The organism is Polynucleobacter sp. IMCC30063 (assembly GCF_021395235.1).
GTDB lineage: Bacteria > Pseudomonadota > Gammaproteobacteria > Burkholderiales > Burkholderiaceae > Polynucleobacter.
This window is the reverse complement of sequence record NZ_JAJVCQ010000003.1, coordinates 230500-242883: the sequence shown is the minus strand read 5'-3', so window position 1 is coordinate 242883 and position 12384 is coordinate 230500. Positions and strand designations below refer to the sequence as shown.

The 12384-nt window shown below is 43.1% G+C and carries 13 protein-coding genes and 2 riboswitches; of the genes, 1 reads left to right on the top strand and 12 read right to left on the bottom strand.

Annotation, left to right across the window (positions count from 1 at the left end; translation table 11 throughout):
- Positions 1–18 precede the first annotated feature (18 nt).
- The 3 genes from LZG75_RS07690 to LZG75_RS07680 are packed head-to-tail and all read right to left on the bottom strand — an operon-like array spanning position 19 to position 3101.
- Positions 19–1464 carry a TRAP transporter large permease subunit gene (locus LZG75_RS07690; protein WP_233937005.1) on the bottom strand — a complete coding sequence of 482 codons (1446 nt, stop codon included), beginning with the start codon at positions 1462–1464 and terminating at the stop codon, positions 19–21.
- Positions 1461–2003, bottom strand: coding sequence for a TRAP transporter small permease subunit (locus tag LZG75_RS07685; RefSeq protein ID WP_233937002.1), 543 nt, complete (start codon positions 2001–2003; stop codon positions 1461–1463). The genes LZG75_RS07690 and LZG75_RS07685 overlap by 4 nt, the downstream gene beginning before the upstream one ends.
- Positions 2004–2015: 12 nt before the next feature.
- Positions 2016–3101 (bottom strand): TRAP transporter substrate-binding protein, encoded by a 1086-nt coding sequence (locus tag LZG75_RS07680; protein ID WP_233936999.1) that lies wholly within the window; start codon positions 3099–3101, stop codon positions 2016–2018.
- Between the two features lie 305 nt (positions 3102–3406).
- On the opposite strand from LZG75_RS07680, the gene LZG75_RS07675 reads away from it, so the two are divergent.
- Positions 3407–3658 carry a hypothetical protein gene (locus tag LZG75_RS07675; protein WP_233936995.1) on the top strand — a complete coding sequence of 84 codons (252 nt, stop codon included), beginning with the start codon at positions 3407–3409 and terminating at the stop codon, positions 3656–3658.
- 18 nt (positions 3659–3676) lie between these two features.
- Here the strand turns inward: LZG75_RS07675 and LZG75_RS07670 are convergent, their stop codons facing one another.
- The 9 genes from LZG75_RS07670 to LZG75_RS07630 all read right to left on the bottom strand — a co-directional run bounded on the left by LZG75_RS07670 (position 3677) and on the right by LZG75_RS07630 (position 12381).
- Positions 3677–4825: a hypothetical protein gene (locus LZG75_RS07670; protein WP_233936992.1), complete on the bottom strand. Its 1149-nt coding sequence runs from the start codon at positions 4823–4825 to the stop codon at positions 3677–3679.
- Between the two features lie 8 nt (positions 4826–4833).
- Positions 4834–4940, bottom strand: a riboswitch (glycine riboswitch).
- Positions 4941–4944: 4 nt separating this feature from the next.
- Positions 4945–5038, bottom strand: a riboswitch (glycine riboswitch).
- 79 nt (positions 5039–5117) lie between these two features.
- Positions 5118–6062 carry a ketopantoate reductase family protein gene (locus LZG75_RS07665; protein ID WP_233936988.1) on the bottom strand — a complete coding sequence of 315 codons (945 nt, stop codon included), beginning with the start codon at positions 6060–6062 and terminating at the stop codon, positions 5118–5120.
- Positions 6063–6086: 24 nt separating this feature from the next.
- Positions 6087–6968 (bottom strand): 3-methyl-2-oxobutanoate hydroxymethyltransferase, encoded by an 882-nt coding sequence (panB, locus tag LZG75_RS07660; RefSeq protein WP_233923576.1) that lies wholly within the window; start codon positions 6966–6968, stop codon positions 6087–6089.
- Positions 6969–6988: 20 nt separating this feature from the next.
- On the bottom strand, positions 6989–7690 hold the full coding sequence (locus LZG75_RS07655; protein ID WP_233923577.1) for an ABC transporter ATP-binding protein: 702 nt from the start codon (positions 7688–7690) through the stop codon (positions 6989–6991).
- Positions 7683–8444 carry an ABC transporter ATP-binding protein gene (locus tag LZG75_RS07650; protein WP_233936984.1) on the bottom strand — a complete coding sequence of 254 codons (762 nt, stop codon included), beginning with the start codon at positions 8442–8444 and terminating at the stop codon, positions 7683–7685. Before LZG75_RS07650 ends, LZG75_RS07655 begins: the two co-directional genes overlap by 8 nt.
- Positions 8444–9412 carry a branched-chain amino acid ABC transporter permease gene (locus tag LZG75_RS07645; RefSeq protein WP_233923579.1) on the bottom strand — a complete coding sequence of 323 codons (969 nt, stop codon included), beginning with the start codon at positions 9410–9412 and terminating at the stop codon, positions 8444–8446. The genes LZG75_RS07650 and LZG75_RS07645 overlap by 1 nt, the downstream gene beginning before the upstream one ends.
- Entirely contained in the window at positions 9409–10290 is an 882-nt protein-coding gene (locus LZG75_RS07640) for a branched-chain amino acid ABC transporter permease (protein ID WP_233923580.1), read from the bottom strand. Before LZG75_RS07640 ends, LZG75_RS07645 begins: the two co-directional genes overlap by 4 nt.
- A 54-nt stretch (positions 10291–10344) precedes the next feature.
- Positions 10345–11640 carry an ABC transporter substrate-binding protein gene (locus tag LZG75_RS07635; RefSeq protein ID WP_233923581.1) on the bottom strand — a complete coding sequence of 432 codons (1296 nt, stop codon included), beginning with the start codon at positions 11638–11640 and terminating at the stop codon, positions 10345–10347.
- 57 nt (positions 11641–11697) lie between these two features.
- A complete protein-coding gene (locus LZG75_RS07630) occupies positions 11698–12381 on the bottom strand; it encodes a GntR family transcriptional regulator (protein WP_233923582.1) in 684 nt (227 codons plus the stop codon).
- Positions 12382–12384: the final 3 nt, after the last annotated feature.

The window sequence follows — 12384 nt, the reverse complement described above, 5'->3', positions numbered from 1 at the left end:
AGTTAACTCTTTATCTGTTTACTTCAAACCCCGGAGCTGCCGTTCAATATCTGCGCTGGAATCTACGACGGGTGCCGCTGGCACAGTATTTGCAAAGGGATCAATCAATGCATCACCGCTCTCAACTGCCACTGTAGGCTTATCAACAAAATAGGTAACTACTTCTGGGAAAAAAATCAGAATGGCAACCAAAATTAATTGCAATCCTACCCAAGGTAAAGCGCCCCAATAAATATCTGAACTTTTTACCTCTTTTGAAGCTACCCCTCGTAAATAAAATAAAGCGAAACCGAAAGGCGGATGCATGAAGGAGGTTTGCATATTTGCCCCCAACAAGACGCCAAACCAGATTAAATCAATGCCTAATTTGTCTGCTACTGGCGCCAATAAGGGAATGATAATAAAAGCGATCTCAAAATAGTCGAGAAAGAAAGCGAGGAAAAATACGAAGAGGTTAACTGCAATTAAGAAGCCAATCTGACCCCCAGGTAAATTTGACAAAAGCTGTTCGATCCATAAATCACCATCGACTCCACGAAAAACAAGACCGAAAACAGTTGAACCAATTAAGATAAACATCACCATCGCATTAATGCGCATAGTCGATGTCATAGCTTGCCACACTAAATCTTTTTGTAAACGCTTATTCATGGCAGCCAATACCAAGGCGCCAACCGCACCCATTGCCCCACCCTCTGTCGGCGTCGCCAAACCCATCAAAATCGTACCTAAAACCAAGAAAATTAAGGCTAAGGAGGGAATAACCCCCCACATGATTCGCTTAATCAGTTTCCAGTCAATTGGCGGGCGGGCATCTATGGGAAGTGCAGGTACATCTTGGGGGCGAAAGACAGAAAGGAAAAATATAAATAAACAAAATAAGATAATTTGAATAATCGATGGACCAATTGCTCCCGCATACATATCGCCCACAGATTTGCCCAATTGATCGGCAAGAATAATTAATACTAAGGAAGGCGGGATTAATTGAGTAATGGTGCCAGAAGCAGCGATCACTCCAGTAGCGACGCGAGGGTTATACCCATACCGTAGCATGATGGGCAAGGAAATTAATCCCATGGCAATAACTGAGGCCGCAACTGTGCCAGTAATTGCCCCCAACACTGCGCCAACAATAATCACTGCATAAGCCAGACCACCACGAATTGGGCCAAATAATTGACCTAATCCTTCTAATAAATCTTCAGCCAAGCGACAGCGTTCTAGTATCGCCCCCATGAAAGTAAAAAATGGAATCGATAGCAGTAAGTCATTAGAAAGAATGCCGAAAACACGATCAGGTAAGGCTTGTAAAAAAGTTGGCTGAAAAAAGTCTAACTGAATGCCAATGAAAGCAAAAAATAAGCCTACTGCGCCCAAAGAAAAAGCTGCGGGATAGCCAATCAGTAAAAAAACAATTAGGCCGCCAAACATCAATGGCGCCATTACCTCATGAGCAATCATTGCAGTGGCCTCTCATAGCGAGGATCGATTTTAATTAGGCCTTGCAAAGCGGCATACCGCTTAATAATTTCTGATAAACCTTGTAACGTTAGCAAGAAAAAGCCCAAGGTAATCATTGCCCGCGCCGGCCAACGTAACAAGCCGCCCGAATTATTAGACATTTCAGTTACTAAAATCGAGTTATAGAGCAAATCCCACGAATACCACCCAATAATCGTCGTCATGGGCAAGAGGAAAAAAATACCGCCAAAGAAATCCAACCAAAGCCGCGCTCGGTTTGGATACAGGGCATATAAAACGTCGACCCTGACGTGCTCGTTAAGCCTTAAGGTGGTAGCGGCACCGAACATCACCATGCCAATGAACATATACCACTGGACTTCTAACCAACCATTAGAGCTAACATTAAAGCCATAGCGCACTAAAGCATTGCCGGCGCTGACCAGCACTGATATCAGCACTAGCCAGCTTGCCAAAACGCCAAAGCGATCATTTAACCGATCAACAAATCCAGCGAAGCGCAACAACTGCTTAAGCATTCAATCTAGCGCTTAATTAACTGGATTAGCAAAATTAAATGATGCTAAGGTATTTTCTGCGACCCGATTCCAAAGCAATTGTTCGGCACGGAATTTTTTCCAAGGTTCATATATTTTCTTGAAGGAGGGATTTTTTGCAGATTCTTCTTCAAACATTTCAAATGAGGCTTTTTGCGCCGCTTTCATAATGTCATTTGAATAAGCAAATAATTTAACGCCATTTTTTAGTAGACGTTGTAAGGCTGGGGGATTTTTAAAGTCATACTCAGCCATCATGTCTGCATTCGCCTCATAACAGGCGGCCTCGAGCGCAGCCTGATACATTTTGGGCAATTTTTCCCATTCTTTGATGTTGACATAAAGCGAGTACATTGAACAAGCTTCCCACCAGCCAGGATAGTAATAATTCGGCGCAATTTTATAAAAACCTAGCTTTTCATCATCGTAAGGCCCAACCCATTCGGCCGCATCAATCACGCCCTTTTCTAGCGCAGGATAAATATCTCCACCAGCGATTTGCTGGGGAATTGCCCCAAGTCGTGCCATCACTTCGCCACCAAGACCTGCAATTCGAATCTTCAGCCCCTTTAAGTCGGCTACGGTATTAACGGGTTTACGAAACCAACCACCCATTTGGGTTCCAGTATTGCCCGCTGGAAATGAAATAATGTTGTAACTGCTAAGAAATTCACGTTGTAATTTTAAGCCACCGCCCCAATACATCCAGGCATTTTGCTGCCGTTGGTTCATGCCAAATGGCACAGTAGTATCAAACGCAAAAGTCTTATTCTTACCAACAAAATAATAGCCTGCGGTATGGGTACATTCAACCGTGCCCTGCTGCACTGCGTCAACCGTACCAAACGCAGGCACAATTTCACCAGCCCCAAAAGGACGAATTTGAAATTTACCCTCTGTTAGCGCAGCTACCCGCTTTGCAATCACGTCAATACCACCATAAATCGTATCTAAACTTTTTGGAAAGCTAGATGCGCAGCGCCACTTTACCTCTGGCATGGATTGGGCAATGGCTGGAGCAGCCAAAATACCTGCAGCAGCCCCTACTGAGGCTTTTCCTAAAAAGTCGCGTCGTTTCATTTTTTAATCCTTATAAGAAAAAGAATGGAGAAGTGGAATAAAGCAGCAATACCAGCAAAAGCCCAACAAAATTAACCTTTTTATTAGAACAGATCTGGATAGAAAAATGCAGAAAAAAGCACCTTTTTGGTGAATTTCTAATTATTGGATCCACTTTACCCCAAATCCATTAAGTGCTCTCGGTCTTGATCTGCATCAAAATAAAAAATGACATTGACCCTATCCTAGTCCTAGTCCGAACTAAAAAAACGAGGTTGACGGACTAAACACTAAATTCAGGTGAATTTATTACAAAGGATTAGCGAATGAAAAAAGATTCTTGTCCATTAGATGGTGTTTGGTATCAAAAATTATGCTCAGAATTTACAACCCATAAAGCTAACGATAGTTTTGCCTCCTGTAGCCATCGTAGCGATTGTGCTCATTTAAAAGAAATTATTGAAACCGATAAAAATCAATCGGCTTGGGTCACTAAAGCAATCTTAGTTAACGGCATTCCAAATAAATTAAATACGCAAAAGAAACCGTCGCCAGACGACGATCTGGCAGACGATTAGTCTTGGTAATACTAGTTGCTAAGCGACCACCGGCAAAGCCCGATTTTTTTCTAATTGCTGATTCACTAAGTTCACAATCTGATTAACTGCCTCTGATTGCATGCCCTGTTTGGCGGCGACCGTTTGCATTAGCAAATCAACCCGTTCAATATTTTTTGCTCCCGCAAATAAAGCCCGTGCCGCCGATGAAGGGCTACCTAAACTGAGCGCTGCATTCGCATATTTTTCAAAGGGCACTAAATCTGTCTCGCTTGCCCCCAATAATAGGCAAAGTTGCCGAGCCCAGTTATAAATATTTTTTGATAGCCCAAGATCATCATGAATTGCCTCTTTAATTGGCCGCATGCCATTAGCGCCAACGCAGCGATAATTACCTGCTAATAACATGCTCCATTTTGCTAGTGGCACAAAGACTGAGTCAAATACTTTTAATTTCACTGGCAACTCAATTACTTCGGAACCTGTATCAAAGCGCACTGCCTCGATATCAGCGGCGATTTGACGTAACATTTGGGTATGAACCTCTGACTCGAAGCGCGCAGCCTTGAAGTTAGTGGGTAAGCGAACTTGTAATACATTAATAGGCTGATCTGGCGGCCTGAATGCTTGCGCATCAGGGCTACATAAAGTCATCATCGTGGGATCAAAGCCATCCCAAACACTAGGATCGGTATAACAATTACGGTAATCTGCTAGCGATAAACCAGGAATACGAGCTAAGTAAGTAAGGGGTGGCATATTCATAATAGACATCGTTGGCAACCTTGCTTCTGCCACGGCATGCAGTAATTCCCGTACGCCAGTTGCGCCATACTGTGGCTCTTGCATTGCAAGCACCACTAAATCGTAATTTGCTAAGTTGACATTATTTGGTGTAGTGGCAGAAATTTTTCCCAGCAAGCCCCGAGAATCTACCTCAACTAAGCCCTCTCTGCCTTTAATGGGAAAGCGTACTCTTGTGCCCTCACGATTTATCAGTTCCACTTCATTAGGTAGACAAACAAGAGTGGCATCATGGCCCGCTAGTGCCAATTTAGTTGCTAACAAAGAGCCATAAGAGGCGCCAAAAATGAGGACTTTATATTGATGTGCTGGTTTAACTTGCATAGCATGAAACTCCCAAGTACTTTCCGCCAAATGAATCGAGGCAAAAATGCAGCCATTCATTTACGGCTGCCGCTCCCTCTGTCCTTGGTACCTGAGAGATTCATACCTAAACATAGTTAGGTATTTGCTCCTTCGGTGCGCCCCATTTCAGTGGCGACTCTCCAGACGGCTATTTAAGTTAAGCAGTACCAGTCTTTTGGGATACCTGAGCGTTCATGGGAGTTTGCGCCTTCGGTGGAGATAAATAACCTCTCGCTCTCCTGCTTCCAAAGAAGTATATCTGATTCTAATAAATAGAAGCTTTAATTTAGCTGAGATATTGCAGTGCAAAATAAATTGAGGTTAATGCGTGTTACTTGAATTTGGCCTCAATCATTTTGACCAAGGCATACAGAGCCTGATTAGCTGGGGTTAGCAAGTTATATTGAGCGCCTTTACGCACAATATAACCATTTAAAAAGTCGATCTCCGTTCTTTTTCCCCGCGCTACATCTGCCGCAGTGGATGATTTTTGCCCCGCCATAGTGCGGGCAATAATTTCATTTGCCTGAATTGCCTCAGACTTACTGATCTTGACTTTTTCACACTGCGCCACCGATAAAAACTCGTCCGTGAGGCGTTCGATTAATGCCTGAATTTCAGGTAATTGAGCCATTTGCCCATAACTGATTTGTCCAATTGCAGAAATGGCGTTATAACTACAGTTCACCAACAGCTTTAACCAAAGCTCTCTTTTAATATCAATAGAATGGGCACAGGGTACGCCGGAATTTGAAAATTGTTTAATTAATTGTGTTAAAGACTGAGCTTGCTGCTGAGTAATAGTTAAATCTGGAATAAATGAGCCAATTTGTAATTCACCACGACCATAATGTTTTACCGTATTTAAATCAGTCATTACTACTGCCACATAAACAGCGGCTGCATAAACAGGATTGGCAACTAGCGATGAAATTAATTCGGTATTACTCACTCCATTTTGCAAGCTGACAATCACTGCATTAGCAGATAAGAATGGTTTTAGAGCCTGCATCGTAGCAACGGTATCGTAAGACTTTACACAAAGTAAAATCATGTCTGCAGCAGCGATGCTCGCAAAATCAGCACTTGCTTGTAAAGCTACATTAGCTTGAAAACTTTGGCAATCCATTTGCAAACCAAAACGATTGATAGCATCCACTCGCTCGCTGCGACCAATCAGGATTAACTCATGATTACTGCGTGCCAGCATGCCGCCAAAATAACAGCCGACGGCGCCTGCTCCCACTACCGCTATTTTCTGACGATTAGCGCTCATTTAGCAGTGAAAGTGAAATCTTGGTTAATGATGCTTTCGCTTCTCTACTAGATTAAGAAACTTGTCAAATTCTTTTTCGTCCACAGAATAACTATGCTCATCATCTGGAAAGGTACCTCCCTTAACATCGGCAATGTACTCCTTAATGCCGGCAACCGCTACTTCAGTCAAATTCGCATAACGTTTAGTAAATTTCGGCTTGAAATCAGAAAATACGCCCAATAAATCATGGCATAACAAAATTTGACCGTCAGTACCAACGCCAGCACCAATTCCAATTGTTGGGATTTCTAATTGCTGTGAAATAACGCTGGCAATCTTTGCTGGCACAGCTTCAAACTCCAGCATAAAACAGCCGGCATCTTGAATTGCAAAGGCATCTTCTAAAATTTTCATGGCGGTGTCAGCTGTACGTCCCTGTACCTTAAAGCCCCCAAATACAGCTACGGTATGGGGGGTCATGCCGATATGAGAGGCGGTTGGAATACCTGCATCGACCATAGCTCGCAAAATATGTGCTTGCGATTTTCCACCTTGAGGCTTCACCGCATCTGAGCCTGCTTCCTGCATAAACCGCGTCGCATTGGTGAGCGCCCGATCAATTGTGTTGTAGCTTTGATAAGGCATACAACCCAGCAGAAAGGTATTTGGGGCGCCACGTCGAATGCCAGCAGCGTGCATCACCATCATATCCATCGACGCTGGAATCGTATTAGAGTGCCCATGCGCAATCATCGCCAAACTATCCCCAATCACAGCAACATCAACCCCCGCAGTTTCTGCCCATTTTGCTGAGGTGTAATCGGGTACAGACATATAAACCATTTTCTCACCTGTTTTTTTTGAGGCATAAATATCTTGCATGGTTCGTTTTTTTTGCTCAGGCACTGCCGTTGCTTTGTTCAACTTAATCTCCTTAATAATTACTATGCTTCGCCCTTAAGACTTAAATTAGTATGCCGTTTAGCATCATTCACGCTGCCAGAAAAAATAATTTCGCCACGCTCAATCACGTAAACACGGTCGGCATAGTCGGGAATATGAAAAGCATTGGACTCGGCCATTAAAATTGCTCGGCCTGCCTCACGAATGCTCGATAGGCCGTCACTAATAATCGGAATAATCGCAGGCGAAAGCCCCTCGAAAGGTTCGTCCAGAATTAATAACTTCGGATCAAGCGTCAGCGCTCGAGCAATTGAAAGCATCTTCCGCTCACCACCCGATAAATGATTGCCACCACGTTCGCGATACCCGTCTAGCTTAGGAAAAATACGATAGGCCATCGCAATGCGTTCAGCATTGGGCATTTTAGTTTTAATTGTCCAGGTTGACATTTCAATATTTTCAGCCACAGTTAGATCACCAAAAACTTCACTTTCTTCTGGAGAAAATCCAATCCCTAATCGGGCAATATCAAACGTCCGTTTTCCTAGAATCGATTTTTCCTCAAGCAGAATATCGCCCTCTTTTGGTTTGCGATAACCCATGATGCTATTTAGGGTAGTAGTTTTGCCTGCGCCATTTCTACCAACCAAACATACCAATTCACCGGCCTTAACTTCAAGGCTAACTTTACGCAGAATGGGGCTATTTTGAATTTCAACCGAAATCGCCTTCACCTTAAGCATGATTCACCCGTTTACCAATAATAGTTGCCTGCAGTTCAGGATCATTAAAAAACTCGTTGGGGGGTAAATCAGCTAATAATTTGCCTTCTGCCAAAGCAACGATTCGCGTTGAATACTCGGCAACTAATTCCATATCATGCTCAACCAACAGCATCGTTTTTATGCCAGCTAATTTCGCTGCAGCCATCAAGGTATCCATAATGCCGCGCTTCTCGCCTGTAGAAATACCACTCGTTGGCTCATCTAATAAAATCACCTCTGGGCTTAAAGCAAATGCGCTGGCAATATCTAGGAGCTTTTTCTCACCTTGAGACAAATAGGAAGCTTGCCAAGCCATTTTTTTGTCTAAGTTAAAAATAGCTGCCACCTCAAGCGCGCGCTCAATTAACTCCGACTTGGAGCCAACGTTTGACCAAAAGTTGTATTGCATATTACGTTGAGAAATAACGGCAGCAATAATAGTTTCTTGCACACTTAATTGCGGGAATATTTGTACTAGCTGAAAAGCACGCGCCATGCCTAATTTCGCTAAGGTGACGGGACCAACTCCAGCAATCGATTTGCCATGAAAGGCAACTTCACCATGAGTTGGCTTTAATAAACCAGTAAGCACATTAACAAAGGTAGTTTTTCCTGCCCCATTCGGGCCCACAATCGCGACAATTTCGTTTTCAAAAAATTGCAGGCTAACGTCTTGCAGTGCCTTATAAACTCCATAATGTTTTGAAACCGCCTTTGATTCTAAAATCGGCATCAGCGCCCCTCCTGCGAACGAGCCACAGACTTCTTGCCAGTCAATAAGCCCATGATTCCGCCAGGTAAAAAAACCACTAGCAGAATTAACACGATTCCCAATACCAACCGCCAATATTGAGTTTGGCTGACAATTTGATCTTTTAGCCCAATAAACGCAAATGCACCAATGATCGGGCCAAAGAAATTATTAAAGCCCCCGAAGATAGTCATAAAAACAATATTGCCCGATTGAGTCCAATAAGCCAACTCAGGATCGGCTAAGCCTACGGGCACGACTAATAAGGCGCCGCCGATTCCGCCATACACCGCCGAAATAACAAAGGAAATTAAACGAAAACGATGTACCTTTATGCCTAAATATTCGGCCTTACGGGGGTTATCACGTATGGACTGCAAATGCAGGCCGAGTGGCGAATGCACAATCCGCCACATCACCAATGCGAGGATAAGCATGACCCCAATTGAATAGTAAAAAAATGGGCCAATTAAAAAACTAGTTTTATCCATTTCACTTAAGTCAACGCCAAATAAGTTGGGGCGAATAACTTTAATGCCAGAATCCCCACCCGATAAATCATAGAACTTAAAGAGAATGGAATGGAATAACATGCCAAAAGCTAAGGTCAGCATGCCGAAAAAAATTCGTACATAGCGCACACAAAGTAGCCCAATGGGAATCGAAATAAGAAAACAAACAAGCGCCGCCCCAAGGATATTGACTTCCATGCTTTTAATGCCAAGGCGGCTCGTCAAGATGGCAACTGTATAAGCTCCTAAAGCAACATACATTGCATGACCAAAAGATAAAAGGCCGGTATAACCAAAGAGTAAATTGAAGCCCAACAAAATAATACTGTATGCCACTGCTGGCAATAACAAGGTCATGTAATAAGGGCTTAAAATCCAAGGCGAGCTACAAAGCACGGCCAAACAAATTAAGATCACCAACTTAAACTTAAGCGTCATTCAGCTGCCTTTCCATAAAGACCAGAAGGCTTAATAATTAAAACTAAAATAACTATTAAATAAATGAGGAGTAGCTCAAGCTCTGCGTAGGCATATACCGCAAACGCGCGCATTAAACCAACAATTAAAGCGCCTACCAAAGCGCCCCGCATGCTGCCTAGCCCACCAATGACTACTACTGCAAAGGCTTCGACAACAACTTCGGAGATCATATCGAGCGAAGCTGCGGAAGTCGGCACCACTAAGGCGCCACCAAGGGTGCCCAACATGGTACCCAGGGTAAAGATAGCGACATTAATCCAGACGCCGTTGACCCCAAGGGCTTCACTCATGCGGCGATTTTCTGCAGTTGCTCGCACAATACGCCCAAAATTAGTTCTTTGCAGCATCCAACCAAGTGCTAAAGCTAAGCAGATGCTTGAACCAATTACGAGAGCCTTATAAACGGGTAAGGTAGTCGAAGCAAAATTTAATTTGCCATATACCATCGAAATATTGCCCAAGGTCATAGGAGTAGCGCCCCAAAGCATCCGAATTAAGTCTTCCAAGACCAACATAATGGCAAAGGTAAGCAGCAATTGAAAGCCTTCCTCACGCTGATAAACTAAGCGCAATAGTCGCTCTATTAAAGGCCCAACCAGGCCGATGATCATGCCGGCCAATAAAATAAGTGCCAGCAAATAAGATGATGAAATGCCCTGCTGGATTGCTAGGTTAACAAAAGTAATGCCAAAATAGGCGCCTAGTGCATAAAAAGCGCCACAAGATAAGTTCACAATTTTTTGTACGCCAAAAACCAACTGCAAACCACCAGCTAATAAAAATAGTACTGCAGCATGAAAAATGCCACTTAATACGATATCGATAAATGCTGTCATAAGAGATGCTCAAAAAAAACCGAGCCGTACTGCTACGGCCCGGTTTAGCGCGATCTAAAGAGTAATTTTTGCAGTTTCAAGCCATTGCCAAAAATCCATGCCTGGCGGCTTTTGTAATTCGCTGCTGAATTTCTTATCCACAGGATTTGTGGTTACAAAATCATACTTATTTTTATGTGTAGTTAAGCCTTGATAGAAAGTTTGTTCAGCAATATGGTCGCCCCGCATTCTGCCAGGACCGCCTAATGACTGAACCTCGATTCCTTCAATACCAGCGATAATTTCTTCAGTCTTAGGCCATGCCCCACCCTTTGTTTTAATCGCCTTTTCAGTGCCTGCTTTATATATCTGCATGGCAAAATACGCACGATCAGCTTCCCAATTTGGATAATCTTTATATTTGCTGTAATAAAACTGCACAAACTCTTTCTGCAGGGGGCTAGCATTGGGATAGTTAAAGTCTAACGTATTTAAACCAAAGACTATGCCCTCGGGAGTAAATTCTTTTTTCATCAAGGTTTGCTGAAAGCCAGCAGCAGGCATCACATATTTAATATCCCCATTGGCCAAACCTGCAGCATGCGCATTTTGCATAAATACTGGTAAGTCAGCAAATAATAAAGAAGAGAAAATTAAATCGGGCTTAGCAGCTTTTAAGGCAGCGATATTACTAGAAAGGTCCATCGTGCCCACCTTTGGCCACTGCTCTGCCACAACCTTATGGGGAATGCCAAAGCGCTTTAAAAGTGCCTGAAAGGCAGCCCAATTGTTTCGGCCATAAGAATAGTCGGGATTAATCCCTGCAATGGTGGCAAATTTACCTTTGTAATATTTAATCGCCAGTAATGAAGCCATTACCGCCTCGCACTCATTATCCGTAGAGCGGAATAAATATTTTGGTGTCGGAATAGTTTCTTTCACGCCATCTTGGGATGTGCCATCCCAATAGATGGTTAAGGCTTTCATTTCTTCAACTGTAGGGCTCATCGCCAATGAAACGCCAGACGAAACAATCCCTTGTACGCAATCTACTTTATCTTGTAAAACTAATTTGCGAAAACGTTCGGTAGTATCTTTGGCATTTGTTTCTTCTTCGACAATGAGTTCAACTTTGCGGCCGCCAATACCACCACTTTTATTAATCTTATCTACTGCAAACATTGCGCCCCGTAAGCCGCATTCGCCAATAGTGCCAGCTATACCAGCGCGTGGCGCCAAAATACCAACTTTAATTGGAGTATTTTGAGCAATTGCAGGAAAACCCCACCCCCCTGCAGCAAGCAAAGAAGTGGCGCCAATACCTTTAATGACAGACCGGCGGCTTTCATTTTGAACTAATTTCTTTTTCATTTTGTCTCCTCTTTTTATAAATTACTAAAATACCCAACTGCAACTACTTAAAATAAATTAATGATCGGGTAATACTGTTCTACGGGTGAAATCTTCAATGTAGTCAAGCAACTTATCTAATGCTTGGCCGGCAGCCTCTTCTTGCCCGGCAGCAATCTCATCTGCTAGCGTAGCGTGCAAAGCAGCAATACTAGAAATACTCACCTCCTGATGAAAATTACCAAACCAAAATCGTCGCGACATGCCGTGCAAAGTAGTCATAGCTGCTGCCGCATATTCATTTTTAGCCGCCTTAATTGTTAAGTCGTTTAATTCTTTATCAATTTTTAGAAATAAGGTATTATTTTTTTCTTTTGCAGATCTCCGAAAATCTTTTGCCAGCCTAATAAATTCAGTACGCTCATCATTGGTCGAGCGTTTAGCAGCCTTCTTGCAAATCAGTCTTTCTAATTCACGCCTGGTTTCTAGTACGCGCAATTGCTTCTGCGGGTTTAGGTCAGAAATAAAAATACCGCGTTTCGGTAAGATGGTGACCAGATGTTCACGACTTAATCTTTGCAGTGCTTCGCGAATGGGTGTTCTGCCAATTCCCAATAAAGTAGATAACTGACTTTCAGAAATGGGGGCACCGGGAGCAAGCGCCATAGTGGCAATCATCTCTTCCAGACGCCGATAAGCTTGATCAGAAAGCGATAAATCTTCCTTTGCAGCTACTGATTTTATTTTGACCAAAGTATCCATAGC

Bases quoted from the DNA above. Each gene is read 5' to 3' on its own strand.
- LZG75_RS07690 (WP_233937005.1), bottom strand. From the start codon at position 1,464: ATGATTGCTCATGAGGTAATGGCGCCATTGATGTTTGGCGGCCTAATT.
- LZG75_RS07685 (WP_233937002.1), bottom strand. From the start codon at position 2,003: ATGCTTAAGCAGTTGTTGCGCTTCGCTGGATTTGTTGATCGGTTAAAT.
- LZG75_RS07680 (WP_233936999.1), bottom strand. From the start codon at position 3,101: ATGAAACGACGCGACTTTTTAGGAAAAGCCTCAGTAGGGGCTGCTGCA.
- LZG75_RS07675 (WP_233936995.1), top strand. From the start codon at position 3,407: ATGAAAAAAGATTCTTGTCCATTAGATGGTGTTTGGTATCAAAAATTA.
- LZG75_RS07670 (WP_233936992.1), bottom strand. From the start codon at position 4,825: ATGAATGGCTGCATTTTTGCCTCGATTCATTTGGCGGAAAGTACTTGG.
- LZG75_RS07665 (WP_233936988.1), bottom strand. From the start codon at position 6,062: ATGAGCGCTAATCGTCAGAAAATAGCGGTAGTGGGAGCAGGCGCCGTC.
- LZG75_RS07655 (WP_233923577.1), bottom strand. From the start codon at position 7,690: ATGCTTAAGGTGAAGGCGATTTCGGTTGAAATTCAAAATAGCCCCATT.
- LZG75_RS07650 (WP_233936984.1), bottom strand. From the start codon at position 8,444: ATGCCGATTTTAGAATCAAAGGCGGTTTCAAAACATTATGGAGTTTAT.
- LZG75_RS07645 (WP_233923579.1), bottom strand. From the start codon at position 9,412: ATGACGCTTAAGTTTAAGTTGGTGATCTTAATTTGTTTGGCCGTGCTT.
- LZG75_RS07640 (WP_233923580.1), bottom strand. From the start codon at position 10,290: ATGACAGCATTTATCGATATCGTATTAAGTGGCATTTTTCATGCTGCA.
- LZG75_RS07635 (WP_233923581.1), bottom strand. From the start codon at position 11,640: ATGAAAAAGAAATTAGTTCAAAATGAAAGCCGCCGGTCTGTCATTAAA.
- LZG75_RS07630 (WP_233923582.1), bottom strand. From the start codon at position 12,381: ATGGATACTTTGGTCAAAATAAAATCAGTAGCTGCAAAGGAAGATTTA.